Source organism: Mesorhizobium sp. YR577 (assembly GCF_900116595.1).
GTDB lineage: Bacteria > Pseudomonadota > Alphaproteobacteria > Rhizobiales > Rhizobiaceae > Mesorhizobium_M.
The window spans coordinates 541,090-565,708 of record NZ_FPBI01000001.1; the positions used below are offsets into that span (position 1 = coordinate 541,090).

The window sequence follows — 24,619 nt, forward strand, 5'->3', positions numbered from 1 at the left end:
CCCCTGACACGCCAAGCCGGGGCGCAAAAGCGCGCCTCTGCTTGCCGTGGGTTCCGCATGGGGCGGAAACGGAGCTTCCGGGGTTGCGGAAGGGAGCGGACTTACCTCTGCCGCTCCAGGTCCTTTTCGACGGCGATTTTGTATCACCGGCAATTGTCTGCGGCAATCACCGCCGCTTGAGCAGGCTGCGCACCCGGTTGCGCAGGATGCGGGCTATGTTGCGCGTCTCGCGGTAGAGGTGAAGCTGCGAGGCCGCCTGCCGCGCGGCGCGGTCGGCGTCGGGTGTCAGGCCGATCACGATCGTGCCCGTCTTCTTGCGCTCCGACCACAGCCGGCTCATCACCGGATGGTCGGGCACGGCGCAGGAATCGGTCATCATGATGTTGGGGTCGTCGAGATGCTGCCTCGTCACCTCGATCATCAGCAGCGTGCCGGGCGAATAGGCGGCATATTTCTCGTCATAGGCCGTCTTCCACGTGTAAGCGACGCCGGCCTCGACGAAGACGATCAGCGAGGCGATCACCTCGCCGTTGAGCAGCAGCGAATGCACCCTGCACATATCCTGCTCGGACAGCCGGTGCACGGCTTCGCGGGCGAAGGCGGCGCGGTAGCGGTCGATCGCCATTGCCGTGCGCTGGCGGCCCTTCCAGCCGGCGGCCTCGAGCGTCAGGAAGGCTTCGAGGCCGTGGCGAATGTCGTCCTGGCCGCGTGCCACGACATGCTCCAGCTTGCCGTGCTCGGCCAGCCGGCGCTTGAGCCGGCGGAATTCGCGATAGTGATGCGAGCGCAGCGACGCCTTCAGATAGTCGTCGCCTTCAAGCTCGCTCTCGAGCACGGGCCGTTCGGCTTCGCTGGTGATGACCAGCGGCAGGCCGCGCGCCTCCGAAACCGAGCGCAGGACGCCGGCCGCGGCCCCTTCCAGCCGCATGTCGGGCAGCACGAAGACCTTGGGCAGCTTCAGGTGCGGACGCGCCAGGATGGCGAAGAAATCCTCCAGCACGCCCTGCGGATCGTCGCGGTCGACGAGCGGCATGCCGAGCGGGCCAAACGGGCTCGACCATGTCCGCATGACAGGAATGCCGAGCGGCACGCCGGGCCTTTCCACCGAGAACGGCACCAGCAGGCGCAATCGGTTGCGGTATTCGTCGCCGTCGCGGATGACGGCGAGCCGCACCTCCCGGTCCTCGAGGCGCGGCATGGCCGGCGCCAGAAAGCGCGGATTGAAGAAGACATTCGGCTCGATCGTGCGGCTGCACAGATGGTCGAGTTCCTCGATCAGGTCGAAGCCGGCGGAAGCGGGGTAGATCGCCAGCCGGCGCGGTGGCCGCGTGCTTGCCAGAAGCTCGACATGCGCCGGGTCGACGGCCTTGGCCGGCAGCCCGGCGAAGCCGGAAATCATCGTGCCGGCGGGTCCGCCGCTGGTTTCCTCGAGAAGGGGGATTGCTGCCATCAGCGGCCTCCCTGCATGGCCGTTGCCGGAATGAAGATTGCCATGACGATGCCGAGCTTTCGCCAGACGGTGAAGGAAAGGGCGCCGGCTTCGAATATCATCGCCACAGCCGTCGCGATCGCTGCGCCCCACAGCCCGAATTGCGGGATGAACACGACGTTGAGGCCGATGTTGATTGCCAGCGTCAGCGCGTAGACGAGGGCGCAGATGTTCTGGTTGCCGCTCATGGTGAGCAGGCTTTCGCAGGGGCCGACCGCCGCGCGCGCCACCACGCCGAACACCAGCACGAACAGCAGCGGATAGCCGGCATCGAAGCCGGGGCCGAACAGTTTCAGCATGGGCTCGCCGAGCGCAAGCACGGCCAGCGCCATGGCGACCGAAGGCCAGAAGGTCCATGACACCGTCTCGCGGGCGAAGGCTGCCAGCCGGCTGGGATCGCCATGGGTGAACTGCGCGTAGCGCTGCGCTACGCCGGCCTTGACCGCGAAATAGACGAAGTGCACCAGCGCCAGCGTCTTCACCGTGGCAAAATAGACGGCGACGTCTTCCGGGTTCATGTAGGCGCCGACCATCAGAACGTCGGCATTGGTCAGGATGAAGAAGAAGCTCTCGACCAGGAAGATCGGCACCGAAACCATGAACCACTCACGGAAATGCACCTTTTTCGGGCCGGCTGGCACCTTGGCGTCGACGCGGCGCGTGACGCTGACCAGTTGCAGGATGGTCGTCGCATAGGTCGCCATGATCGCGGCGATCACCGCCGTTGTCGCCGTCGGCGGATAGCCGAGCAGAAGCGCCCCGACCATGAAGACGAGGATCAGCACCGGCCGGGTCAGATAGGTTGGCGACAGCGCTGAAATCGCCCAGGAATGCGCCCGCGAAATGCCCTGCAGCACATCCGACAGCGCGATCATCGGCATGCAGATGACGCCGAGCAGGAAGGGCACGACGTAGTAGTTCTCGATATGCGCCTCGAACAGCCAGATGGCGAGTGCGCCGAGGCCGGCCATCACCGTGGAGGCGACCAGCGAAAAGACGCGGCTGGTGACCAGCACGCCGCGCAGTTCGGCCATGCGGCCCTTTTCGCGGTATTCGGGGATAAAGCGGATGACGGAGGTGTGGAAGCCGAAGCAGGACAGATTGCCGACGATGATCATCGTCACCCAGACCAGCACGAAGATGCCGTATTCGAAACTGCCCATCCAGCGCGCCAGAAGCACCTGGCTGACGAAGGCGATAAGGGCGCTGACGATGCGGATGGAAAAGGCGATCAGCGACATGCGGCCGGCTTCGCCGCGCTCGTCGGCGGAGAAAAGTGCTGCATCGATCTGGTCAAGCAGCGGCTTCGCGCGCAGCGCAAGGCGCGCGGGCAGCAGTCGCTCGGCAGTCGTTGCCGCGGAAAAACGCACCCCAAACACTCCGATTTCCAAAAAGACGCTTACGCAAAAGTCTTTAAGAAACGGTTCGGCTTTGGGGTTTTAGCCGAAGCGTCTAGCGCTGAGCGGCCACCAGCAGCATCATCGGCCGTTCCATTTCATCAGTCAGATCTGGATTGGCGGCAAGCTGCCCGGAGGCCGGGCTCCACTCCTCGACATGCCGGATCGCGAAACCTGCGCCGATCAGCGTGTTGAGCGTCGTGCCGATGGTGCGGTGCTGCTTGATGACGCCCTTGGCGAACCAGTCCGTTTCACGCGGTCCCTCCACGGCATAGCGGTTGACCGGCCACGTCCTGTTGCCGTCGTCGTCCAGCGACCAGCCGGGATGCGCCGGGGCCATGAAGATCGGATGCTCGATGGTGAAGACGAAATGCGAGCCCGGCACAAGCGCGCGGTGCACCGTCTGCACCAGCCTGCCGAAATCCTCGATGTAGTGGAAGGCGAGCGAACTGTAGGCGAAATCGAAGGACGCCTGCGGCAGTTCGAGTTTTTCCAGATCGGCGATCGCGTATTCGATGTTCGGGTCGGCGGTATCGGCCCTGGCGCGGGCGATCATGTTCTCTGACAGGTCAAGCCCGAGGACATGAGCGGCTCCATGTTCGCGTGCCCAGCGGGAGAACCAGCCGAAACCGCAGCCGAGATCGACAACGCGCTTGCCCAAAAGGTCCGGAAGCACGGCGCGGATCGACGGCCATTCCGGCGCGCCGTCAAGCCCGTGGACCGAACGATTGAGCTGGCTGTAGCCGGCAAAGAACTCGGACTTGTCGTAGATATTCTGCGCCATTGTGAGCCTGATCGGTCAGCCACATCGCGCCACCGGACGGCCAGCCAACCGGCAAGCCGCCTGAACAGTCAGGCGGCTTCGTTTGCTGGCTTCACGTCAGGCGAAAGCACCGTGGCAGTGCTTGTATTTCTTGCCCGAACCGCAAGGGCAGGCCTCGTTGCGGCCGACTTTGCCCCAGGTGCGCTGGTCGGTCGGGTCGCGGTCTTCGGCGGCGACGACGCGGCTGTCTTCCATGACCGCGGTCATGGTGTCGCCGAAATCGTCCTCGCCGGTTGAGGCGTCGATGTGCTGGCCGAAGGTCTGCGGCGCCTGCGGGGGCGGGGCGTCTGCCGCCTCGCGCACCAGCTCGACGCGCATCAGCTGTGCCGTCACCGCCTGGCGCAGATTGCCGAGCATGGCCTGGAACAGCTCGAAACCTTCCGACTTGTATTCGTTCAGCGGATCGCGCTGGGCGTAGCCGCGGAAGCCGACGACCGAGCGCAGATGGTCGAGATTGACCAGATGCTCTCGCCACAGGTGGTCCAGCGTCTGCAACACGACCGAGCGCTCGACATAGGCCATGACCTCGGGGCCGAAGCGGTCGGCGCGGTCCTTGGCAACGGCGTTGGCCTGCTCGGTGATGCGCTGGCGGATGTCTTCCTCGGCGATGCCCTCTTCCTGCACCCAGTCCTCGATCGGCAGATCGAGGTTGAGATACTGGATGACGCCTTCCTTCAGGCCGGCCGCATCCCATTGTTCGGAATAGGCATTTTCGGGAATGTGCTTGGCGACGAGATCGTCGATCACGTCCTGGCGCATCTCGGCGACCGTCTCGGTCAGGCTCTCACCGTCCATCAGATCGATGCGCTGGCCGAAGACGACCTTGCGCTGATCGTTCATGACATCGTCGTATTTCAGCAGGTTCTTGCGGATGTCGAAGTTGCGCGCCTCGACCTTCTTCTGCGCCTTTTCCAGAGCCTTGTTGATCCAGGGATGGATGATGGCTTCATCTTCCTTGAGGCCGAGCTTCTGGAGCATGCCGTCCATGCGCTCGGAGCCGAAGATGCGCATCAAATCGTCCTGCAGCGACAGGAAGAATTTCGAGCGACCGGGGTCGCCCTGACGGCCTGAACGGCCGCGAAGCTGGTTGTCGATGCGGCGGCTTTCGTGGCGTTCGGTGGCCAGAACGTAGAGGCCGCCGGCGGCGAGCGCCTTTTCCTTCAGCACGGCGATGTCGTCGCGGATCGCCTTTTCCTTGGCCTCGCGCTCCGGACCTTCCGGCATGTCGCCGAGCTCTTCCTCGATGCGCATCTCGGCGTTGCCGCCGAGCTGGATGTCGGTGCCGCGGCCGGCCATGTTGGTGGCGATGGTGATGGCGCCCGGCTTGCCGGCCTGGGCGACGATCGAGGCTTCGCGCTCATGGTGGCGGGCGTTCAGGACCTGGAAGTCCTTGAACCCGTCCTTGCGCAGGCGCTCGGCGAGCTGCTCGGACTTTTCGATGGAGGTCGTGCCGACCAGCGTCGGCTGGCCCTTGGAGCTTGCTTCCCGGATTTCCTTGACGATCGCCTTGTATTTTTCCTCGACCGTCCGGTAGACCTCGTCGTCCTCGTCGATGCGGAGCACGGCCTGGTTCGTCGGCACTTCGGTCACTTCGAGACCGTAGATATTGCCGAATTCTTCCGCTTCCGTCGAAGCCGTGCCAGTCATGCCGGCGAGCTTGGAGTACATGCGGAAATAGTTCTGGAAGGTGACGGAGGCCAGCGTCTGGTTTTCCGGCTGGATGGCCACGTGTTCCTTGGCTTCCAGCGCCTGGTGCAGGCCTTCCGAGAAGCGGCGGCCCGGCATCATGCGGCCGGTGAACTCGTCGATGATGACGATTTCGCCGTCCTTGACGATGTAATCCTTGTCGCGCTGGAACAGGCGGTGGGCCTTCAGAGCGTTGTTGACGTGGTGAACGATGGCGACGTTCTCGACGTCATAGAGCGACTCGCCCTTCAGATGGCCGGCGTCGCGCAGCAGGTTCTCCAGCTTCTCGGTGCCGTCCTCGGTGAAGATCGCGGTCTTCTGCTTCTCGTCGACCTCATAGTCTTCAGGCGTCAGCTGCAGCATGAAGGCGTCGACGGTGTTGTACATCTCCGAACGGTCCTCGAGCGGACCGGAGATGATCAGCGGCGTGCGCGCCTCGTCGACCAGGATGGAGTCGACCTCGTCGACGATCGCGTAATTGTGATTGCGCTGCACCATCTGGGCGCGCTCATATTTCATGTTGTCGCGCAGATAGTCGAAGCCGAGCTCGTTGTTCGTGGCGTAGGTCACGTCGCAGGCATAGGCCTCGCGGCGCTCCTCGTCGCTCATGCCGTGGACGATGACGCCGACGGTGAGGCCGAGGAACTTGTAGATGCGGCCCATCCATTCGGAGTCGCGCTTGGCGAGATAGTCGTTGACGGTGACGACATGGACGCCCTTGCCGGTCAGCGCGTTCAGGTAGACGGGCAGGGTGGCGACCAGCGTCTTGCCTTCGCCGGTGCGCATCTCGGCAATGCCGCCGCCATGCAGCACCATGCCGCCGATGAGCTGGACGTCGAAGGGACGCAGGCCGAGCACGCGCCGTGCGCCTTCGCGCGCCGTCGCAAATGCCGGGACCAGCAGGTCGTCGATGTCGGCGCCATTGGCCAGATCCTGGCGGAACTGGTCGGTGCGGGCGCGCAGCTCGTCATCGCTGAGCGCGCGCAGTTCATTTTCCATCGCATTGATCGCCTCCACCCTGGGGCGCGTCGACTTGACGCGGCGATCATTGGAGGAGCCGAAAATCTTACGGGCGATGCCGCCGAGACTGACCATCAAAGGGCCTTTCAATTCGAATCTTGCCGGCGGTGTGCCGACTTAACCCGCTATCCTACTAACCGGATCAGGTTGAAACAACGAAAAGCGCCCGGGAAAACGGTTCTGGACGCAAAGTCGAAGGACAGATAAGAGGGGGCCGAAGCGATGTCAACGTGGCAGCGTTGCTGTCTGCCGCGCCAAATTCGGCCACAATTGTGCTGATTTGAAAGTTCTTCCAATCCCCACCGGAGTGTTTCTGATGCCCTTTTCGTTCCGACGCGCCTCTTATGCCGGCCTGGGCGCCCTTATCGCGCTTGCAGTTCCGGCGGCCACGCAGGCCGTCGCGCAGGAAACCAAGCCGGCCGCAGCCGCGCCAGCACCAGAGGCTGCAAAGCCAGTCGATCCCAAGACGGTCATCGCCACCGTCAACGGCCAGCCGATCACCGAGGCCGATCTCGAACTGGCCCTGGGCGATCTCGACCAGCAGTTCGCCCGGCTTCCGGCCGAGCAGCGCCGCGCTGCAGCGCTTTCCGCGACGATCGAAATCCAGTTGCTGGCAGCCGAAGCCCAGGCCAAGGGTCTCGACAAGGATCCCGAATTCCAGCGCCGCATGAAGTTCCTGCAGGAACGCGCACTGCACAGCGCCGTGGTGGAATCGGAAGTGTCGAAGAAGATCACCGATGAGCAGATCCGCGCCCGCTACGACAAGGAAATGGCCGATACCCCGCCGGTCAACGAGGTTCATGCCCGTCACATCCTCGTGAAGACCAAGGAAGAGGCCGAAGCCGTCATCAAGCAGCTCGACGGCGGCGCCAAGTTCGAAGATATCGCGAAGGAAAAGTCCACGGATGCCGGCTCCGGCACCAATGGCGGCGATCTCGGCTTCTTCGGCCCCGGCCAGATGGTGCCGGAATTCGAGAAGGCGGCCTTCGCGCTCGACGTCGGCAAATATACCGAGCAGCCGGTGCAGAGCCAGTTCGGCTGGCACGTCATCAAGGTAGAGGACAAGCGCACCCAGCAGCCGCCGGCTTTCGAGCAGGTCAAGGATCAGGTCCGCTCGCTTCTCGTGCGCGACAATTATTTTGCCCTGGTCAAGTCGCTGCGCGGCGCGGCCAAGGTCGACGTTGCCGATCCCGAGCTGAAGAAGGCCGTCGATGCGATGGAACAGCAGAAGTAATTTTTATCCCGCGCCTGACTAATGTTGGGCGGCAGGACGTTATCAGGGCAGGGGCCGCGAGTTTTCGCGGCCCCTGTTTTTATGTGGGTAACCGGCCGTTCAAGCCTTTACCGCCGAGCCGCTTAGCCGCCAGGCTGCCAGAAAACCGGCCAGTGCCATCGGCAGCGCGGTTATGAATACCCAGAATGCGGTCGCCTGCGCCGTCTCGACCGTCACGCCGGCGCCGAACCCGACGAGATTTGCCGTTGCGCCGGCGATTGCCGCACCGACCGCGCCGCCCGTCTGGCGCACGGCGATGAAGGCCGAAGCGCCGATGGCGCGATCCTCGTTCGAGAGCGCGCCCAGAATCCGCCGGTTCATCAAGCTCGATGAGAAGCCGAAGCCTGCCCCTAAAGTGGCTGCGGCGAGGATTACGAACACTAGCGGCGGCTGATGCAGCACCACCGCCAGCAGCGCCACGCCGGCCAGGATGCAGCCGCCTCCGATGCGTATCCAACGCCGCTCGCCGGCTATGCCGGTGACGCCTGCCACCGCAACGGCGGCAAAAGTCCAGGAAAGCGCCTGCACGCCCACCACATAACCGGCGAACAGCGGCGAAAGGCCATGCAGGGTCTGGAGGATGGCCGGGCCGTAGACGGTCAGCCCCATGGATGACGCCATCAGCGCGAACATGGCGGCATATCCGGCGCCGCTGATGGTTCGAAGGTCGCCGGCGCGATGCGGCAGCAGGCGCACCTTGGCTTTGGCGTCGATCCGCAGCACAAGGGCGAGGATCGCCAGCCCGACTGCTACGAGGCCGAGCGCGGCCAATGGTTGGCCCATCGTGTCGGCCAGCGAAATGGCGGCCACACCCAGCCCCAGCGTGCCGAGCTGCAGCCAGGGAATGCCGCTTTCCTCCTGGGAACGGACGGTGCCCATGAGCAGGAAGGGTGTCGCGGCGCTGAAGATCACCGCCTGGATGGCGAACATCCAGAACACCGATCGCCAGTTGCCGGTCTCGGCAAACAGCCCGCCGACCAGCGGCCCGAGTATGGTGGCGACGCCCCATACGCCGGAAACCGCTGCGAACACCCGCGCCAGATGCCGCTCCGGAAAGAGCACCGCGATGGCGACCATGGCAAAGCCGGCGGTCCAGCCGCAGCCTATGCCTTGCAGAAGCCGCCCGGCAAGGAAGACGCCGATGGTCGGCGCTGCAGCGCTGAGCACGCAGCCCGCCGCCAGCACAAGGCCGGCAATGGCGGTCGCAAGGCGCAGGCCGAAGATCTCGGAAAGCCGCCCGGCGCTCGCGCCCGCCAGGATGGCGCCGACGAGAAAGCCGGCGACCGCCCAGCTGAAATAGGCGTAGCCGCCGAGTTCGGCGCCGACGCTTGGCATGATCGTGGCGGTGACAAGCGCGTCGGCGGCATTCAGCCAGACGCCGAGGCAGATCAGCGCGAAGCGCGGCAGCCTGCCTTCAGCGAACAGGTCAGCCCAGCCGGTATTTGCCGGTGCCGGTGCTTCCATCGTTTTGTAGCCTCCACTTATGGAGACCGGCCTATCCCGGCATTGCCGGCGTCACAATGACTCAAGCTGGCCAAAACGGGTCGTCCAGCCGCGCGAACCGGGCAAGCGTCTTAGCCGACAAAGCCTTGCGCGGCGTCAGGAGGGGGCTTTCCCGCCTTGGGCTAGGTTCCTCACCCCACGCAAAATGACCCCGACAGCCTTGCGGATCGTCGCCTCGTCCTCGTCGGTTCGCCCCGTCAACAGGTGCACCCAGGCATAGGAAGCAACGAGATCGGCAACCAGCGTCGGCTCGACATCGGCGGCGACTTCACCCCGTTCCCTTGCGCGCTCGATCATCAGCCCGGTGTGCTCGCGACGGCTGCGGCTGTAGTCGGCAAGGGCCGCCGCTGCGGCTTCGTCCGATTGCGCCTCGGCGATGATGGAGCGGAAAATGCTGCCCGACGGCGTTTCGCGCCAGTGCCGAAAGAGCGACTTCAGAAACAGCACGAGGTCTTCCTCGATGCTGCCCGTGTCCGGATTGTCGACGCGCTTCTGGCGCTGGTAGACGTCAATCAGCAGGGCAGCCTTGCTTGGCCACCAGCGATAGATCGTCGGCTTGCCGGCCCGCGCCCGGCGCGCAACCGCCTCGATGGAAAAGCCGGCATAGCCTGCTTCCAGCAATACCGCCTGCGCCGCCTCGCGAATCGCGTCCGCGCTTGCCGGGTTGCGCTTGGCGCCGATCGAACGGCGCGCTTCTTCGGGGCTGTCTGACATCGTTTCCACCTCGCTCCTCATATTTCCTTAGCATGAGGTCTTGACGAAACGAAACGGTCCGTTTTATATAACGGAACGTTCCGTTTCGATTATATAGGAGAGGCGCATGTCCGCCACCACCAGTCCCAACCGCTTTTCCCGTCCGCGCTTTGCGCTGCTCGTCCTGCTCGGCGCCTATCCGCTGCTCACCACGCTGCTCTATGTCGTCTTCCCGCTGACCGATGGCTGGACCATCTGGCAACGCACGCTCATCGTCGTGCCGGTGATGGTCTCGACCATGATCTGGGTGCTCATTCCCGGCGTGCAGAAACTGTTTCGCGGCTTCATAAATCCTGCCGGTCGGTAAGGCTTCTCTGTGCGGTGTCGTTGTCACCGTGCAAAATGCCGGGAAAGCGATTCGAGCTCAGCCGGCGATGACGATACCCGAGGTGTTGACCCACAATTACGATCCCGAAGGGGTTTTTCTCTCGAATTTGTGCGACTTGTCTTCCGCCGAAGCCGAAAACGTTCTTCAACGTATCCATCAGTCCGGAAAGCGGGCCGTCAAAGCAAATTACCTCCGCAGGCGGTTCGAAACGGAGGCATGGCTGATTGGCGAGCGGCAAAGGCTTTTGGGTCAAACGCCGCGGGAAAGGCCGATCTATTTCTTCCTCGGCAACTTCGCGGACGGAAAGGACCCTTCGCGGCCTTGTTCGCTTGTCATGCCACTGGCCGATTTCCCGCCGGGCATTCTTACATTCACCTACCCTGACAGCATGGCCAGTTTCGCCATCGGGACGCGTAAGGATCACGAAGCTGAGCGAATGCCCTACCATGGGCAGGTGTTCATGCTTCCGGAAATAAGGTCTGTGGTGGCGGAATTCGGAATGCCAGAGGATCAGTGGAAAGCCGACGGGCCACGGCGCTTTGATCGCTTCATCGAGGTTCAGGTTTGGGATGAGAGGCCGATCTTGAGGTTCCTGGATGATGCCATCAGGCGGCATCAGTATCGCTTGGGCCAGTGAAAACGCCTTGCGTCGGCACGCACTATCGGGCAAACGGGCACACGTTTTCTTGCGCTTTTGCCGGCAGAGGTGCCCATGTCGACCGCCATTTCCCCTCTCGCGCCCAAAAAATACCCGAAGATGCCAGCCATCGAGGGCGTGCGTATCGCCACTGCCGAGGCGGGCATCAAATACAAGGGCCGCACCGATCTTCTGGCCATGGTGTTCGATGCCGGGACGGCCGTTGCCGGTGTCTTCACCCGCTCGAAATGCCCTTCGGCGCCAGTCGATTTTTGTCGCGACAACCTTGCCGGCGGCAAGGCGCGCATTCTCGTGGTCAATTCGGGCAACGCCAACGCCTTCACCGGCAAGAAGGGCCGCGAATCGACGGCGCTGACCGGCAAGGCTGCCGCCACTGCTGCCGGCTGCACGCCGGGCGAAGTGTTCCAGGCGTCCACCGGCGTCATCGGCGAGCCGCTCGATTCCGGCCGTTTCAGCCATCTGCTCGCCGGTCTGGTCAAGGACGGCAAGCCTGATCTGTGGACCGAAGCCGCCAAGGCGATCATGACCACGGACACCTATCCCAAGGTCGCCACCGCCACGGTCAAGCTCGGCGACACCGACGTCACCATCAACGGCATCGCCAAGGGCGCCGGCATGATCGCGCCCGATATGGCGACGATGCTGTCCTTCGTTGCCACCGACGCGCCGATCGCAGCCCCCGTGCTGCAGGCGCTGCTGTCGAAGGGCGTGGCGCCGACTTTCAACGCCGTCACGGTCGACAGCGATACCTCGACCAGCGACACGCTGCTGCTGTTTGCCACCGGAGCCGCTGCCAAGCGTGGCGCGCCCGCTATCACCGACATCAAGGATGCGCGGCTCGGCCAGTTCAAGCGGGCGCTGAACAAGATCCTGAAGAACCTCGCGCTGCAGGTGGTTCGCGACGGCGAGGGTGCGCGCAAGCAGGTGGAAGTCACCGTCACCGGCGCCAAGTCTGCACGTTCGGCCAAGCGCATCGCGCTTTCCATCGCCAATTCGCCGCTGGTCAAGACGGCCGTTGCCGGCGAGGACGCCAATTGGGGCCGTGTCGTCATGGCCGTCGGCAAGTCCGGCGAGCCCGCAGACCGCGACCTGCTGTCGATCTGGTTCGGCGACAATCGGCTTGCTCACAATGGCGAGCGCGACCCGGATTATTCCGAGGAAGCGACCTCGGCCTATATGAAGCGCGACGAGGTTCGCATCCGCGCCGATATCGGTATCGGCCGCGGCAAGGCGACGGTGTGGACCTGCGACCTCACCAAGGAATATGTCGCCATCAACGGCGATTACCGGAGCTGATGGCGGGCGTGGACGACCAACGGCCGACACCCGAACTGGCGAAAGTTCGCCGCTACGAGGCGGCGGGTTTTCGTGCCTGGCCGGCGGCGACCGTTCACTATGACGGCACATGGGTGGTGCGGCTCACAGCCGGCCACCCGGCCAAGCGGCTGAATTCGGTCAACCCGCTCGATCCGGGCGATGTCGGCAATCTTACGGAGCGCATCGCGCGTGCTGCCCGCCGCTTCGATTCCTACGGCCGTCCGCTCACTTTCCGCATGTCGCCGCTGTCCGGGCCGGTGCTGTCCAGCCATCTCGACGATCTGGGCTGGGATGTTTTCTCCGAATCGCTGGTCATGCGCCTGCCGCTGGAAGGTGCAGGCGTGGAGAGCGCGCTGGACCAGATCCCGCTGAAGGATATCGGCCGCTTCATCGGCGCTGCCCTCAAGGTCCACGGCCTGCCTTCCTCGCTGCGGCCCGGCCTTTCCGAAATCATCGGCTCGATCCAGCCGGAGGCCGGCCTGTTCGTGCTGGAAAACGACAAGCCGCTGGCCACCGCCATCTGCGTGCAGGAGGGCGATCTTGCCGGCCTGTTCGAGATCGCGACGGATGCCGCCGAGCGCGGCAAGGGCCATGGCCGCCGCATCGTTCTTTCGGCGCTGAAATGGGCGCGCTCGCGCGGCGCACGCGAAGCATGGTTGCAGGTCGAGGCCGACAACGAAGCCGCCCGCCATGTCTATGAGACGCTCGGCTTCAGGGAAGTCTACCGCTACCACTACCGCCGCCCGCCGGAAGCCTGAGTATGAGCAGCGAGGCGGGAAAGCGCATTCTTCTGGTTGCGGCCTGCGCGCTGGTCGACACCGATGGCCGCGTGCTTCTGGCGCAGCGCCCGGAGGGCAAGACGCTGGCCGGCCTTTGGGAGTTTCCCGGCGGCAAGGTCGAGCCCGGCGAAACGCCGGAGGAAACGCTGATCCGCGAATTGCGCGAGGAGATCGGCATCGAGACCAAGGTTGCGTGCCTTGCGCCGCTCACCTTCGCCAGCCATTCTTACGAGACTTTTCATCTCCTGATGCCGCTCTATATCTGCCGGCGGTTCGAAGGCACCCCGCACCCGCGCGAGGGGCAGGTGCTGAAATGGGTGCGGCCCAAGCAGATGCGCGACTATCCCATGCCGCCGGCCGACGAGCCGCTGATCCCGTTCCTGATCGATCTTTTGTAAGCGGCTGAGCCGGTTCACGCCGGTTCGGGCAATCTTGCGCCCATCGCACCGGCGATCAGGTCGAAATCATGTTCGGTCACCGAAAACAGCCCGAAGCGGAACTGGTAGCCCCAGTTGCGGTGCCCGGCGGTGAAATGCAGCGCATCCAGCAGCGGCCTGATCGGTGCTTCGGAGGCCGCAAGCCAATCCACGTCGCGGCGATAGGGGCGGAAGCCGCCGCCCGTGTCGAACAGATAGGGATCGCCGCCGCGAGCCCTGCCGATAGCGGTGAAGGACTGCAATCTGTCATTGCCGCCGAATGTTTCCGAGGGCGAGTAATAGGCAATGCCGTCTCCCGGCGCGATGCGCCTCAGCGGTCCGGCCTTGCCGTGGCAGACCTGCATGAAGCCTTGTTTGCGCCCGAGCCGCACATGTTCGGCAGAGGCGATTGCGATCCAGTTGTTGGGCATGGGAGTGCTCCTGTGGTTGGGGTGGTGCTTGTCGGGGTTCCCCCTATCCGTCACGCTTCGCGTGCCACTTCTCCCCCGCGTTGCGGGGGCGAGGAACCGGCACCCATCGAGGCCACGCCCCTGCAGGACTTGGGTTCCTCGCCCCCATGAAATGGGGGAGAGGTGGCTCGGCGAAGCCGAGACGGAGAGGGGGCCTTCCCACTTGGCCGTCAGTTCGGCGCAACCACCCGTATCCGATGGCCGTCCGGATCGAGCGCGACAAAAGTGCGGCCGAAATGCAGGTCGGTCGGTGCCATGACGATCTTCAGCCCGCGTCCGGCCCAGTCGGCATAGTCAGCGTCCAGCTTGGCTGCGCCGTCGACGGCGAACACCAGTTCAGTGCTGCTGCCGGTGAAATCGGCGGCAGGTACCGCGCCGTCCTTCGACCAGAGCGCGATGGTGAAGCCGTTTTCCAGTGTCAGCGTGATGAAACCGGGCGACGAGCGCTTCGGCTCGCGCCCAAGCAGGTCCTGATAGAAAAGCGCGCTCTTTTCCGCGTCGGTGACGTAGAGCAGCATGAAAGTGTGGGACATTGTGTGGTCTCCTGTTGGCGATGAGGAGAGCATAGAAGCCGACACTGTCAGATTCTGGCAGTAGCGATCACTGCGGCTGCGGAATGCCCTGTATGTCGCGCCATTCCTTCAGCAACACCGGGCGCCGGCGCGGGTAGCGCATATCGGTCGCGGCAAGATCGGACATGCGGTCGGTGCGGAAATGGCGGAAGTCCTGCCGCAGCTCGCACCATGCCACCAGCACCCGCACCCGGTCGAAATAGCCGAGCGCGAAGGGCCAGACGGTGCGCCGCGTGCCCGCACCGCCGCCGTCCTGATAGGTAAGCTCCAGCTTACGCTCGGCGCGGATCGCCTTGCGAAGCACGCCGAGATCGACGCTGTCGGCTGCGGTCGCGTGCGGGCCGACGAGCAAGGTCGAGGCATCGAGGCTTTCGCGCAGGTCGACTGGGAGCACCGCCGCGACTTTCGCCAACGCATCGCTTGCGGCAGCCGACAGGCGGGCGTCCGCCTGCTTGGCCACCCAGCGCGAGCCGAGCACCAGCGCTTCGATCTCGTCTTCCGAAAACATCAGCGGCGGCAGCATGAAGCCGGGGCGCAGGATGTAGCCGAGGCCCGGCTCGCCCTCGATATGCGCGCCCTGCGCCTGAAGCGTGGCGATATCGCGGTAGAGCGTGCGGATGCTGATGCCGAGTTCGGCGGCCAGCGTCTGCCCGCTCACCGGCTGGCGGTAGCGGCGCAAGGTCTGGATGAGGTCGAGCAGGCGTTCGGATCGCGACATGGCGGTTCCCATCATAGCGAACGATGGTGCCATATTCTGGCAGCAATGATGCCTGGCACAACTGCTTTTCCATCAGCTGCCGGAAATCATCCTTGCCAAAACCAGAGGCTCTGATTATGGGATGCCAAATTGGGATACCAAACTGGCATCCCTCAAAATCTTGATAGCCGAGCGTCAAAGCCGGCGCGGCAGGTTCCCATGTCCCAGATGCTACAGATCCACGACCAGTTGCGCGAAATGATCCTTTCGCTCGACCTGGGACCAGGCGAACGGCTGACCGAGCGCTGGCTGGAGAGCCGCTTCGGAGGCTCGCGCACGCCGGTGCGGGCTACCCTCGTGCGGCTGGAGGCCGAGGAGCTGGTGCAGCGCGACGGCCGCAACTGGATCGTCGCGCCGATCGACCTCGGCGAGATCACGGCATTGACCGAGTTCCGCGAGGCGCTCGAGACGGCTGCCGTGCGCCATGCCTGCGCGCGGGCGACCGATGCCGACATCGATGCCGTCGAGGACCTGTTGAACGCCTGCGAGCCGGATGCGCCGCGCGAAGAGTGGCACCGCGTCGGCACCGATTTTCACGTCGAAGTGGCGCGGCTTTCCGGCAACGAATTTCTGGTCAAGGCGATCTCTGCCGCGATGATCAAGCTGTCGCGGGCGCGCTGGCTGGAGGTTCGCACCGAAGAGGCGCGCGGCAATGCCTTTGCCGAGCATCGCCACCTGCTCGACCTCATCCGGCGGCGCGACGCCGAGGCTGCGACGCAGGCGATTTGCGGGCATATCCGCGATACGCGCGACCGGCTGCTGCGCTCGCTGGAGGATGACCGGCGCGGCCTCCGGGCGCGGGGCTTTGCCATCATCGGGGCGGCCTGACCATGGATGCCCGCACCGACAAGTCTTCCGAACCCGCCATTGACGAAGGCCATTCCGCACATTGGCGGAAGAACCTGTTCGTCTGCCTGATCGGCTCCTTCACCACCATCGTCGCCATGACGCTGCTGCTGCCGTTCCTGCCTCTCTATGTCGAGCAGCTCGGCGTCACCGATCACGCAGCGATCGTGCAATGGTCCGGCATCGCCTACGGCGCGACCTTCTTTTCGGCCGCGCTGGTGGCGCCGCTCTGGGGGCGTCTCGGCGACCGCTATGGCCGCAAATCGATGCTGATCCGCGCCAGCCTCGGCATGGCCGTGTCGATGTCGCTGATGGGCATGGCCGAAAATATCTGGCAGCTGTTGGGCTTGCGCCTCTTTGCCGGCATTGCCGGCGGCTACACCTCCGGCTCGATGATCCTCGTCGCCACGCAGACGCCGAAGAACAGGTCGGGCTGGGCGCTCGGCACGCTGTCGTCCGGCATCATGGCCGGCAATCTCGTCGGCCCGTTGATCGGCGGTGCGTTGCCGCCGCTGATCGGCATACGCCAGACGTTTTTCCTCGCCGGCGGCATCATCTTCATAACCTTCCTGGCGACGACCTTCCTCATCCGCGAGGAAAAGCGCCCGCAACGCAAGAAAGCGGCGAAGGAAAGCGCCGGCTGGTCGGCCGTGCCCGACAAGCGGCCGGTGCTGGCCATGATCGTGACCGGCCTCCTGCTGATGATCGCCATCATGTCGATCGAGCCGATCATCACCGTCTATGTCGCGCAGCTTGTGGCTGACGCCGGCAAGGTGACCATGATCTCCGGCCTCACCATGTCGGCGGCGGCCCTTGGCAGCATCGTGTCTGCCTCGCAGCTGGGCAAGCTCGCAGACCGCATCGGACATTGGACGGTCATCACCGGCTGCCTCGCCGTTTCGGCGGTCCTGCTCGTCCCGCAGGCCTTCGTCACGGCAAGCTGGCAGCTGGTCTTCCTGCGCTTCCTCATGGGGCTGGCGCTGGGCGGGCTTTTGCCCTGCATCGCTGCCGTTATCCGTCACAATGTTCCGGACCGTATCGCCGGCAACATCCTCGGCATTTCGACCTCGTCGCAATATGCCGGGCAGGTCATCGGGCCGCTCGCCGGCGGCTTCGTCGGCGGCCATATCGGCATGCGCGCCGTCTTCCTCGGCACGGCGGTGCTGATGGCCGGCGGGGCCGTCTACAACTGGCTGGCGAGACCAAAAGCATGATGCCAAAAGTTGCAGACTTTTTGGACACGATCATGCGTGAACCGAAGGCCTTTCCGCGGGACGATCAACGTTAATCAATCCTTTATGCAATCGTGAAAAATTGAACGAGGGTTGCCGGCCGTTATCGGTCGGGTTGGGTTTTGCGCGAGGGGAAGTGCGAATGTCACCTGAAGACCAGTGGGAAGCCGTTCGTGGCGAACGCGCCTGGCGCCTCGGAAGTGCGGGCATAGGCGTCCTGCGCATCAGCCTGCTGTTCGGCTCGGCGGCCATCGCCTTCGCGCTGCTGGCAACGCCGCTTCTCGACCAGCGCACGCGGCTCGACAGCGCGCGGGCAAACCTCGACATGATGAGCACTGGATCGATCGGCCAGGGCCACAGCTATACGGTTCGCCGCAGCGTGCTCCAGTCATCGCCCACTGCCGTCTGTGTCATCCGCGCCAACGGCGCCCGCAGCGGCGATTGCTGATTTCCACACAGCATTTCATCAGCCGTTAAGGCTGTTGCGTTAACCTTTCTTAACGGGTCGGCCCTATGCTGCCGGCAAAGGGATGAACACACGGATGCGACAGCTGTTTCAGCGGTTTTTCAGGGATGAAAGTGGCGCAACCGTTATCGAGTATGCGGTGATCGTCACCGTGTTGTCGCTGGTTATCGTCGGAGGCGTCGGCCAGGCCAGCAACGCGCTCCAGTATCTCTTCAGCAGCACCGACAGCGAACTTGTGAAAGTGCTTGGAAAGTAGCCGACACCGGCATCGCCAGCGCCTAATCGTCTTTCGCTTCTCCCAGAATCTTCGCCAGCGAAACCTGCGCCGAGCCCGGCTTGAGCGGCTTCTGCTGCGAAGCGTCCGGTGCCCATCCAGACAGCCAGATGAACGAGAACGTCGCCCGGATGCGCCCGTCCGGGTCGGAAAAGCGCTCGGCATAGATTTCGGCGGCGCGGCGGAACAGTTCGCGTGTCGCCGGCCTGCGCGAACGTGCGATCAGTGCATTGGCAGCACCCATGGCGCGCAGGTCGGCGATCAGCGCAAACATATGGTCGTAGCGCACCGTCACCGTCTCGACATCGGTGACTGGCAGCGCAAAGCCCGAACGCTGGAGCAGGGCGCCGGCGTCGCGTACATCGGTGAATGGAATAACGTGCGGGCTGACGCCGCCCAAAATTTCGCTTTCGGCTGCCAGCAGGCTTTCACGCAACTCCGTCAGCGTGTCCGAGCCTACCATCGCGCCCAGAAACAAGCCGTCCGGCCTCAAGGCGCGGCGAATCTGGATCAGCATACCCGGAATGTCGTTCACTTCCTGCAGGGCTAGCAGGGAAACGGCCAGATCGACGCTTTCCGGCTCGAGCGGCAGGGTTTCCGGCTCGGCGATCATCCCTGTGTCGCCCCCGAGAAAGGCATTGTCGGCCTCGATCCGCAGCACAGTTTCTGCCTTGCCGCTCGCAAGCACCGCATCCTTCGCAGCAGGCGTGACGCAGAAAACGGTTATCGCATTCTTGAAGCGCCTTTCGACCGCCGCGAGCCGCTCGGAAAGATCCTCGGCCACCCGCGCCATCAGGAAGTCCGCGCCCTCGACGCCTTTCGCCAGCGCGCGGCGCTTGCGTTCGATCATGAGGCTGGTGTCGAAAATCGGCTGCAAATCCAGATGTCCTTGATGTTTCCGCGCCATCCACCCTATGGTCGGGACAACGCTTGCTACGTCGTGGCCGATCCGATGCCGCAATTCAAGACCCTTGCCCGCGCGGCGCTGGATTGGCCGGCCCGTGTGCTGTTTCCGCCGGTCTGCGCCGGCTGCCGCCGTCAGGTGTCGCAGCCGGGCTCGCTGTGCCCGCATTGCTGGCCGCAACTGCGCTTTCTCGAAAAGCCGTGGTGCCAGGTCATGGGCACGCCGTTTCTGCACGACATGGGCGAGGGGTTTCTCTCCGCCGAAGCCATCGCCAACCCGCCGCCTTTCGAGCGTTCGCGCGCTGCCGTTTCCTATTCCGGTGTTGCCCGGCGCATGGTGCAGGGCCTGAAATATTCCGACAAGACCGACCTTGCGCCCTGGATGGCGCGCTGGATGCTGCGGGCAGGGGCCGAGCTCGTCACCGACGCCGATGTCGTCGTGCCGGTGCCGCTGCATTGGCGGCGCTTCCTGCAACGCCGCTTCAACCAGTCGGCCGAGCTTGCCCGCGTCGTAGCCACGCTTTCCGGCCTGCCTTTCGCGCCGATGGCGGTGGTGCGCGTGAAGGTCACGCGCCAGCAGGTCGGGCTTCCCCGGGCCGAGCGCGAGGACAATGTGCGCGCAGCCTTCCGCGTGCCGCCGGAGCAGGACATCGAGGTTCGCGGCCGCCGCGTGCTGGTCGTGGACGACGTCTACACCACTGGCGCAACCGTTTTTGCGGTTGCCAAGGCGTTGAAAAAGAACGGTGCCAGCGCCGTCGACGTGCTGACCTTCGCCCGCGTGCTGCCGGGGGACTTCCGGCCCGACGAGGCAGCCACTATATAGGATTCACAACGTCAGGATTACGATATGGTCGATGTGACGATCTATACCCGCGCCATGTGCGGTTTTTGCGTAGCTGCCAAGCGCCTGCTCGACAAGAAGGGCGTGGCCTACAAGGAGCACGACGCCTCGTTTTCGCCGGAATTGCGGCAGGAGATGATCGCGCGCGCCAATGGCGGCTCGACCTTCCCGCAGATTTTCGTCGGCGACGTCCATGTCGGCGGTTGCGACGATCTTCATGAACTCGATGCGCGCGGCCAGCTCGACGGCCTGCTTGCTACCGGCCGTTTGGGCTGAGGAGGAAACGATGAGCAAATTCAAGGCCGCCGCCGTCCAGATGCGCTCCGGCATCGATCCGAAGCGCAATGTCGAAACTTTTGAAGCCTTGGTGCGCGAAGCGGCAGGGCAGGGCGCTACCTACATCCAGACGCCGGAAATGACCGGCGCCATCGTAAGCGACAGCCAGGCCCGGCAATCGGCCTTCACCACGCAGGATCGCGACATCATCGCGGCAGCGTCGGCAAGGCTTTCGCGCGAGCTCGGCGTCTTCCTGCATATCGGTTCGACGGCCATCGTGCGCGCCGACGGCAAGCTCGCCAACCGGGCGCTGCTTTATTCGCCGCAGGGCACGTCGATTGCGCTCTACGACAAGATCCACATGTTCGACGTCGATCTCGACAATGGCGAAAGCTGGCGCGAATCGAATGCCTATGAGGCCGGAACCGAGGCGGTTGTCGCCGAGCTTCCCTTTGCCAAGCTCGGCTTTGCCATCTGCTACGACGTGCGCTTTCCGCAGCTTTTCCGCGCCGAGGCGCTGGCCGGCGCCGACGTGCTGACCGCGCCTGCCGCCTTCACGCGCCAGACCGGCGAGGCGCATTGGCATATACTCCAGCGTGCCCGCGCCATCGAAAACGGCGCCTTCATGATCTCGGCTGCACAAGGCGGCAAGCATGAGGACGGCCGCGAGACCTATGGCCATTCGCTGATCGTCGACCCATGGGGCAAGATCATCGCCGAGGCCGACCATGAAGAGCCCGGCGTCATCGTAGCCGAGATCGACACGGCGCTTTCGGCGGCTGCGCGCAAGAAAATCCCGAACCTCAAGAACGCGCGCGAATTTGCCGTGAACACCATCGCCGCGGAGGGCGTTTCGCTCCGGGGAGCGGCATCTTGATCAAGTTCTCGCTCACCTGCGAGCGTTCGCATGATTTCGAAGGCTGGTTCCGCAACAATGAGGACTTCGAGAAGCAGCAGAAGCGCGGCCTCGTCGATTGCCCGACCTGCGGCTCGCACAAGATCGAGAAGGCGCTGATGGCGCCTGCCGTCTCAACCGGCCGCAAGAAGGAAAAGATCGCGCTCGCCATGAACGAGCAGCAGCGCGCCGCCATGGCGCAGCTGAAAGCGCTGTCGGAAAAGATCCGCGAGAATTCGGACTATGTCGGCGATAAATTCGCCGAGGAGGCCCGAAAAATCCACTTCGGCGAATCCGACGCGCGCGGCATCTACGGCGAAGCGACGCTCGACGAAGCCAAGAGCCTTGCCGAAGACGGCGTCGAATTCATGCCGATTCCGACATTCCCCGACGACCAGAATTGAGTAGTGGCGATATAGCGCTGATACCAAAGTCGCGGCAAACGGGCCGCAAGCGCAAAATCTCCACCAGCATAATGCGCGTCCTTAATCGTCTCCTACTGTCGACCCTAGAGCAGCGGGTTATAGACGGCGTGATTGTTGGCGCGTCAAATGAGGAGGAGCTTGATCGCGTCGCCGCCGCACTTCGGAGTATCCGGCAACACGATCCCATTCGGTACAACCGGCTCATTCGGGATCTTGACCATATACTCGTTCTTGAGATCGAAGGGGCAGTCGGACGATTCAACGAAATAGGCTGGCTATGCAAGCTCAGCCGGAAGTTTGTATCAGACCCGTCCACCACGCCGGCTCTTCTCGCCTCCGTGATCGTGCACGAGGCGACACACGCCCGACTCTGGCGTATGGGCTTTGGTTATGACGAGCCCATAACAGAAAAGGTCGAGCGCATCTGTCTGCGTCGAGAGATTGCATTTGCGGCCAAGGTTCCTGGGGGAATCCCCGGCCAATGGGCTGAGGCGAGCCTTGCAACGCTGCCCGATTATAGTGACGCGGCTGTGCTTGAGCGAACGGCTTCGAATCTCGATAAAACTCTCCTCGCTCTCGGCTGCCCTGGCTGGTTGACGAAGGTTCTCGTCGCTTTCGGCCGGCTCTTGCACCGGTGGCGAAGCTTTAGAAAGTCACGCCGGTAAGCGGCTAGACAAGGCGGGCAGACCTAGGGGCATTGCATGCAGCCTATCGGTGTGCACGCTGCGTCGCTGAAATGATCTTCGTGGCCCATTCCATCCGTTCGCGGTTCTGATCAGGTCATACTTTCGAATCAATTGAAGGCGACATGATGCGGTCGATCTGGAACTCGGCCATCGGCCTGCTGCTGGTCAATGGTGCTCTGCTGGGGCTGACGCTGCCCTTCGGCAAGATGGCAGGGCAGGCGGGCATCGCGCCGATGCTGTGGGCCTTCGTCATTTCGTTTGGCGCGGGCGGCGTTCTTCTCTGCGTGCTTCTGGCGCGGGGGCAGCGCATTGCGCTCAATGCCCACAAGCTGCGCTATTTCGTCATCACGGCGACGATCTCCTACGCCATTCCCAACCTGCTGCTGCTATCGGCCATCCCGCATCTCGGCGCGGGCTACACCGGCATCATGTTCACCCTGTCGCCTGTCATCACGCTGGTGCTTTCCATTCTGCTCGGCGTGCGCCGCCCGAACGGGCTCGGCATTGCCGGCATAGCCGTCGGCTTCGTCGGGGCGGCAATGGTGGCGCTGACGCGCGGTGAGGCGGGCCAGCCGGCGGAATTGTTCTGGGTGATCATGGGGCTGTTGGTTCCCGTCAGTCTCGCCGCCGGCAACATCTACCGCAGCTATGACTGGCCGGCCGACGCCGGCCCGATCGAGCTTGCCGCCGGCAGTCACCTCGCCTCGGCGGCGATGCTCCTGATTGCGATCGTGACGGTTGGTGGCGGCGTCGCGTCTTTCGGCACTCTGGCCGGTGCGCCCGTTCTGGTGCTGGCGCAGGTGGCTGCCGCCTCGACGATGTTTGCGGTCTTCTTCCGGCTGCAGGCGGTCGGCGGGCCGGTCTATCTCAGCCAGATCGGCTATGTCGCCGCCGCCGTCGGCCTGATTTCAGGCACGTTCTTTCTCGGCGAGCGCTATCAGGCGCTGACCTGGATCGGTGCTGCGATCGTAACCGTCGGCGTCTTCATGACGACGCGCGCGCAGAACGGAAAGGCTTGAGCGGTTCCGCCTCCGCAATTCCAGGAAAACCGCTACGCACTTTTCCTGGAATTGCTCTAGTTCGTCGGCGCGTGTTCCGTCAGGACCATGTAGTTGACGTCCATGTCCTTGGATTTCTGCCAGCGATCGGCAAGCGGGCTGTAGACGACGCCGGTGCGGTCGATGATGCGCATGCCGGCCTTGCCGAGCGAGCCTTCCAGCTCTTCCGGCCGCACCAGCTTGCCATATTGGTGCGTGCCGCGCGGCAGCCAGCGCAGCAGATATTCCGCGCCAACGATCGCCAGTCCCAATGCCTTCAGCGTGCGGTTGATGGTGGCGACGAACATGATGCCGTCCGGCTTCACCATCTCCGAGCATTTGGCGATGAACAGGTCGATGTCGGCGACATGCTCGACCACTTCCATGTTCAGCACGACGTCGAATTTCTCACCGGCCTCGGCCAGAGCTTCGGCGGTCGTGGCGCGATAATCCACCGTCACGCCGGCTTCCGCTGCATGGAGCTTCGCCACCTCGATGTTGGTTTCCGAAGCATCCGCGCCCACCACTTCGGCGCCCAGGCGCGACATCGGCTCGCACAGAAGGCCGCCGCCGCAGCCGATATCGAGGATGCGCAGGCCCTCGAAGGGCTTTGCGGCATGCGAATCGCGGCCGAAGCGGGCCGCCACCTGGTCGCGGATATAGGCGAGACGCACGGGATTGAATTTGTGCAGCGGGCGGAATTTCCCGTTGGGGTTCCACCATTCGGCTGCAAGCGCGGAGAAGCGTTCCACTTCTCCGGCGTCGATCGTCGATCGTCGGGCCTCGGGCATAGATTTGTCTCCTTCGACGCAAGGAAGTCGGGTTTGGGGCGAAAAATGTCAAGGCAACAATTTTTATCGACATTGGAGAAAGAGTGGATCGGCTGTGGAAAGATTTTTGGGTGTTTTCAACCTAAGCGTTTGTTTTCGTTCAGGCCGAGCATTTTTTTAGGCCTGATTTATCCCCACCCTTTCGCGACCATCCATAATCCCCCCATCGCTCCTGCGGGACCGGGTCTGGAACCGGGATCAAGGGGGAGTGGCGGTGACCTCCCGCCCTGGTGTGGTAGCCAGGGACCCGAGGGCCCGACACAGGCCGGCGTGGAACGAGCACGGCGCAAATGCCACTGCCCAAAACCATGCGGAGAAGCCGCGGCGTCTTGTCCATGGAATGTACATGGAGCGGGCGTTGTGACCGGCCGACTTCGGGACAGACACCGAGCGGGGCGCGGAAGCTGCGCCACGTACTAAACATTAGGAAGGCACGGCCATGCGCCCCGCTTCCCGATCTTTGACAATGGCCAGACGGTGAAAACCGGGCGTGGCGATGATGAAGCGCGCCCTCTTGCCCTCTCCCCGTTTACGGGGAGAGGGAAGGCGGAGCCGGGTTTACCGGGCGGAGCAGGGTGAGGGGCAGCGCAGACGTTGCACAGCAATCACAAACGCTGGCGCCGCCCCTCATCCGGCCCTTCGGGCCACCTTCTCCCCGTGAACGGGG

At 63.8% G+C, this 24,619-nt stretch carries 26 protein-coding genes; 15 read left to right on the plus strand and 11 right to left on the minus strand.

Translation table 11 applies throughout. From position 1 onward, the window contains the following. Positions 1-166: 166 nt before the first annotated feature. The 4 genes from BM413_RS02785 to secA form a co-directional block, all read right to left on the minus strand. Positions 167-1,450, minus strand: a complete 1,284-nt coding sequence (locus BM413_RS02785; RefSeq protein ID WP_091910066.1) for a GNAT family N-acetyltransferase — start codon at positions 1,448-1,450, stop codon at positions 167-169. Beyond that, positions 1,450-2,859 (minus strand): flippase, encoded by a 1,410-nt coding sequence (locus BM413_RS02790; RefSeq protein ID WP_091910341.1) that lies wholly within the window; start codon positions 2,857-2,859, stop codon positions 1,450-1,452. The genes BM413_RS02785 and BM413_RS02790 overlap by 1 nt, the downstream gene beginning before the upstream one ends. 82 nt (positions 2,860-2,941) lie before the next feature. Beyond that, entirely contained in the window at positions 2,942-3,670 is a 729-nt protein-coding gene (locus tag BM413_RS02795) for a class I SAM-dependent methyltransferase (protein ID WP_091910068.1), read from the minus strand. A 96-nt stretch (positions 3,671-3,766) separates the two neighbouring features. Continuing rightward, on the minus strand, positions 3,767-6,490 hold the full coding sequence (gene secA / locus BM413_RS02800; RefSeq protein WP_091910071.1) for a preprotein translocase subunit SecA: 2,724 nt from the start codon (positions 6,488-6,490) through the stop codon (positions 3,767-3,769). A gap of 241 nt (positions 6,491-6,731) precedes the next feature. Between secA and BM413_RS02805 the strand changes: the two genes are divergently transcribed. Beyond that, positions 6,732-7,649: a peptidylprolyl isomerase gene (locus BM413_RS02805; protein WP_091910074.1), complete on the plus strand. Its 918-nt coding sequence runs from the start codon at positions 6,732-6,734 to the stop codon at positions 7,647-7,649. Between the two features lie 99 nt (positions 7,650-7,748). On the opposite strand, the gene BM413_RS02810 is transcribed toward BM413_RS02805, so the two are convergent. Together BM413_RS02810 and BM413_RS02815 are read right to left on the minus strand one after the other, a co-directional pair. Continuing rightward, a complete protein-coding gene (locus BM413_RS02810; RefSeq protein WP_091910077.1) occupies positions 7,749-9,152 on the minus strand; it encodes an MFS transporter in 1,404 nt (467 codons plus the stop codon). A gap of 135 nt (positions 9,153-9,287) precedes the next feature. Then, positions 9,288-9,905: a TetR/AcrR family transcriptional regulator gene (locus tag BM413_RS02815; protein WP_091910344.1), complete on the minus strand. Its 618-nt coding sequence runs from the start codon at positions 9,903-9,905 to the stop codon at positions 9,288-9,290. Between the two features lie 106 nt (positions 9,906-10,011). On the opposite strand from BM413_RS02815, the gene BM413_RS02820 reads away from it, so the two are divergent. The 5 genes from BM413_RS02820 to mutT all read left to right on the plus strand — a co-directional run bounded on the left by BM413_RS02820 (position 10,012) and on the right by mutT (position 13,424). Beyond that, entirely contained in the window at positions 10,012-10,251 is a 240-nt protein-coding gene (locus BM413_RS02820; protein WP_091910081.1) for a putative antibiotic biosynthesis monooxygenase, read from the plus strand. A gap of 67 nt (positions 10,252-10,318) precedes the next feature. Beyond that, positions 10,319-10,909 (plus strand): hypothetical protein, encoded by a 591-nt coding sequence (locus BM413_RS02825; protein ID WP_091910085.1) that lies wholly within the window; start codon positions 10,319-10,321, stop codon positions 10,907-10,909. Between the two features lie 75 nt (positions 10,910-10,984). Continuing rightward, positions 10,985-12,226, plus strand: a complete 1,242-nt coding sequence (gene argJ, locus BM413_RS02830; protein ID WP_091910089.1) for a bifunctional glutamate N-acetyltransferase/amino-acid acetyltransferase ArgJ — start codon at positions 10,985-10,987, stop codon at positions 12,224-12,226. After that, the gene (locus BM413_RS02835) at positions 12,226-13,005 is read left to right on the plus strand and encodes a GNAT family N-acetyltransferase (RefSeq protein ID WP_091910092.1); all 780 of its coding nucleotides are present in this window, start codon (positions 12,226-12,228) and stop codon (positions 13,003-13,005) included. Before argJ ends, BM413_RS02835 begins: the two co-directional genes overlap by 1 nt. 2 nt (positions 13,006-13,007) lie before the next feature. Beyond that, positions 13,008-13,424 (plus strand): 8-oxo-dGTP diphosphatase MutT, encoded by a 417-nt coding sequence (gene mutT / locus BM413_RS02840; protein ID WP_091910095.1) that lies wholly within the window; start codon positions 13,008-13,010, stop codon positions 13,422-13,424. Between the two features lie 14 nt (positions 13,425-13,438). Here mutT and BM413_RS02845 read toward each other — a convergent pair whose 3' ends face one another. The 3 genes from BM413_RS02845 to BM413_RS02855 all read right to left on the minus strand — a co-directional run bounded on the left by BM413_RS02845 (position 13,439) and on the right by BM413_RS02855 (position 15,202). Next, positions 13,439-13,873 (minus strand): EVE domain-containing protein, encoded by a 435-nt coding sequence (locus BM413_RS02845; RefSeq protein WP_091910098.1) that lies wholly within the window; start codon positions 13,871-13,873, stop codon positions 13,439-13,441. A 209-nt stretch (positions 13,874-14,082) separates the two neighbouring features. Then, the gene (locus BM413_RS02850; protein ID WP_091910101.1) at positions 14,083-14,445 is read right to left on the minus strand and encodes a VOC family protein; all 363 of its coding nucleotides are present in this window, start codon (positions 14,443-14,445) and stop codon (positions 14,083-14,085) included. Positions 14,446-14,512: 67 nt separating this feature from the next. Further along, positions 14,513-15,202 (minus strand): helix-turn-helix transcriptional regulator, encoded by a 690-nt coding sequence (locus BM413_RS02855; protein ID WP_091910347.1) that lies wholly within the window; start codon positions 15,200-15,202, stop codon positions 14,513-14,515. Positions 15,203-15,400: 198 nt separating this feature from the next. Between BM413_RS02855 and BM413_RS02860 the strand changes: the two genes are divergently transcribed. The 4 genes from BM413_RS02860 to BM413_RS02875 all read left to right on the plus strand — a co-directional run bounded on the left by BM413_RS02860 (position 15,401) and on the right by BM413_RS02875 (position 18,041). Next, entirely contained in the window at positions 15,401-16,069 is a 669-nt protein-coding gene (locus BM413_RS02860; RefSeq protein WP_091910105.1) for a GntR family transcriptional regulator, read from the plus strand. A 2-nt stretch (positions 16,070-16,071) separates the two neighbouring features. Further along, the gene (locus tag BM413_RS02865; RefSeq protein WP_091910108.1) at positions 16,072-17,301 is read left to right on the plus strand and encodes a multidrug efflux MFS transporter; all 1,230 of its coding nucleotides are present in this window, start codon (positions 16,072-16,074) and stop codon (positions 17,299-17,301) included. Between the two features lie 160 nt (positions 17,302-17,461). Next, positions 17,462-17,767: a hypothetical protein gene (locus BM413_RS02870; RefSeq protein WP_091910111.1), complete on the plus strand. Its 306-nt coding sequence runs from the start codon at positions 17,462-17,464 to the stop codon at positions 17,765-17,767. A gap of 94 nt (positions 17,768-17,861) precedes the next feature. After that, on the plus strand, positions 17,862-18,041 hold the full coding sequence (locus tag BM413_RS02875; RefSeq protein ID WP_091910114.1) for a Flp family type IVb pilin: 180 nt from the start codon (positions 17,862-17,864) through the stop codon (positions 18,039-18,041). 22 nt (positions 18,042-18,063) lie between these two features. On the opposite strand, the gene BM413_RS02880 is transcribed toward BM413_RS02875, so the two are convergent. Then, positions 18,064-18,936: a methyltransferase domain-containing protein gene (locus BM413_RS02880; protein ID WP_091910117.1), complete on the minus strand. Its 873-nt coding sequence runs from the start codon at positions 18,934-18,936 to the stop codon at positions 18,064-18,066. Between the two features lie 63 nt (positions 18,937-18,999). Here BM413_RS02880 and BM413_RS02885 point away from each other — a divergent pair, with 63 nt between their 5' ends. The 5 genes from BM413_RS02885 (at position 19,000) to BM413_RS02910 (ending at position 23,104) form a co-directional block, all read left to right on the plus strand. Continuing rightward, positions 19,000-19,785 (plus strand): ComF family protein, encoded by a 786-nt coding sequence (locus BM413_RS02885; protein ID WP_091910350.1) that lies wholly within the window; start codon positions 19,000-19,002, stop codon positions 19,783-19,785. Between the two features lie 24 nt (positions 19,786-19,809). After that, positions 19,810-20,079 carry a glutaredoxin 3 gene (gene grxC, locus BM413_RS02890; protein WP_091910119.1) on the plus strand — a complete coding sequence of 90 codons (270 nt, stop codon included), beginning with the start codon at positions 19,810-19,812 and terminating at the stop codon, positions 20,077-20,079. Positions 20,080-20,089: 10 nt separating this feature from the next. After that, positions 20,090-20,956, plus strand: coding sequence for a carbon-nitrogen hydrolase family protein (locus BM413_RS02895; protein ID WP_091910122.1), 867 nt, complete (start codon positions 20,090-20,092; stop codon positions 20,954-20,956). Further along, entirely contained in the window at positions 20,953-21,378 is a 426-nt protein-coding gene (locus BM413_RS02900) for a DUF1178 family protein (protein ID WP_091910125.1), read from the plus strand. Before BM413_RS02895 ends, BM413_RS02900 begins: the two co-directional genes overlap by 4 nt. Before the next feature lie 832 nt (positions 21,379-22,210). Beyond that, positions 22,211-23,104 (plus strand): DMT family transporter, encoded by an 894-nt coding sequence (locus BM413_RS02910; protein WP_091910353.1) that lies wholly within the window; start codon positions 22,211-22,213, stop codon positions 23,102-23,104. Positions 23,105-23,160: 56 nt separating this feature from the next. On the opposite strand, the gene ubiG is transcribed toward BM413_RS02910, so the two are convergent. Beyond that, positions 23,161-23,913, minus strand: a complete 753-nt coding sequence (ubiG, locus tag BM413_RS02915; RefSeq protein ID WP_091910132.1) for a bifunctional 2-polyprenyl-6-hydroxyphenol methylase/3-demethylubiquinol 3-O-methyltransferase UbiG — start codon at positions 23,911-23,913, stop codon at positions 23,161-23,163. Positions 23,914-24,619 lie beyond the last annotated feature (706 nt).

Excerpts from the sequence above, each read along its gene's own strand:
- BM413_RS02785 (WP_091910066.1), bottom strand. The coding sequence starts at position 1,450 with ATGGCAGCAATCCCCCTTCTCGAGGAAACCAGCGGCGGACCCGCCGGC.
- BM413_RS02795 (WP_091910068.1), bottom strand. The coding sequence starts at position 3,670 with ATGGCGCAGAATATCTACGACAAGTCCGAGTTCTTTGCCGGCTACAGC.
- secA (WP_091910071.1), bottom strand. The coding sequence starts at position 6,490 with ATGGTCAGTCTCGGCGGCATCGCCCGTAAGATTTTCGGCTCCTCCAAT.
- BM413_RS02805 (WP_091910074.1), top strand. The coding sequence starts at position 6,732 with ATGCCCTTTTCGTTCCGACGCGCCTCTTATGCCGGCCTGGGCGCCCTT.
- BM413_RS02810 (WP_091910077.1), bottom strand. The coding sequence starts at position 9,152 with ATGGAAGCACCGGCACCGGCAAATACCGGCTGGGCTGACCTGTTCGCT.
- BM413_RS02815 (WP_091910344.1), bottom strand. The coding sequence starts at position 9,905 with ATGTCAGACAGCCCCGAAGAAGCGCGCCGTTCGATCGGCGCCAAGCGC.
- BM413_RS02820 (WP_091910081.1), top strand. The coding sequence starts at position 10,012 with ATGTCCGCCACCACCAGTCCCAACCGCTTTTCCCGTCCGCGCTTTGCG.
- BM413_RS02825 (WP_091910085.1), top strand. The coding sequence starts at position 10,319 with ATGACGATACCCGAGGTGTTGACCCACAATTACGATCCCGAAGGGGTT.
- argJ (WP_091910089.1), top strand. The coding sequence starts at position 10,985 with ATGTCGACCGCCATTTCCCCTCTCGCGCCCAAAAAATACCCGAAGATG.
- BM413_RS02835 (WP_091910092.1), top strand. The coding sequence starts at position 12,226 with ATGGCGGGCGTGGACGACCAACGGCCGACACCCGAACTGGCGAAAGTT.
- mutT (WP_091910095.1), top strand. The coding sequence starts at position 13,008 with ATGAGCAGCGAGGCGGGAAAGCGCATTCTTCTGGTTGCGGCCTGCGCG.
- BM413_RS02845 (WP_091910098.1), bottom strand. The coding sequence starts at position 13,873 with ATGCCCAACAACTGGATCGCAATCGCCTCTGCCGAACATGTGCGGCTC.
- BM413_RS02850 (WP_091910101.1), bottom strand. The coding sequence starts at position 14,445 with ATGTCCCACACTTTCATGCTGCTCTACGTCACCGACGCGGAAAAGAGC.
- BM413_RS02855 (WP_091910347.1), bottom strand. The coding sequence starts at position 15,202 with ATGTCGCGATCCGAACGCCTGCTCGACCTCATCCAGACCTTGCGCCGC.
- BM413_RS02860 (WP_091910105.1), top strand. The coding sequence starts at position 15,401 with ATGTCCCAGATGCTACAGATCCACGACCAGTTGCGCGAAATGATCCTT.
- BM413_RS02865 (WP_091910108.1), top strand. The coding sequence starts at position 16,072 with ATGGATGCCCGCACCGACAAGTCTTCCGAACCCGCCATTGACGAAGGC.
- BM413_RS02870 (WP_091910111.1), top strand. The coding sequence starts at position 17,462 with ATGTCACCTGAAGACCAGTGGGAAGCCGTTCGTGGCGAACGCGCCTGG.
- BM413_RS02875 (WP_091910114.1), top strand. The coding sequence starts at position 17,862 with ATGCGACAGCTGTTTCAGCGGTTTTTCAGGGATGAAAGTGGCGCAACC.
- grxC (WP_091910119.1), top strand. The coding sequence starts at position 19,810 with ATGGTCGATGTGACGATCTATACCCGCGCCATGTGCGGTTTTTGCGTA.
- BM413_RS02895 (WP_091910122.1), top strand. The coding sequence starts at position 20,090 with ATGAGCAAATTCAAGGCCGCCGCCGTCCAGATGCGCTCCGGCATCGAT.
- BM413_RS02910 (WP_091910353.1), top strand. The coding sequence starts at position 22,211 with ATGCGGTCGATCTGGAACTCGGCCATCGGCCTGCTGCTGGTCAATGGT.
- ubiG (WP_091910132.1), bottom strand. The coding sequence starts at position 23,913 with ATGCCCGAGGCCCGACGATCGACGATCGACGCCGGAGAAGTGGAACGC.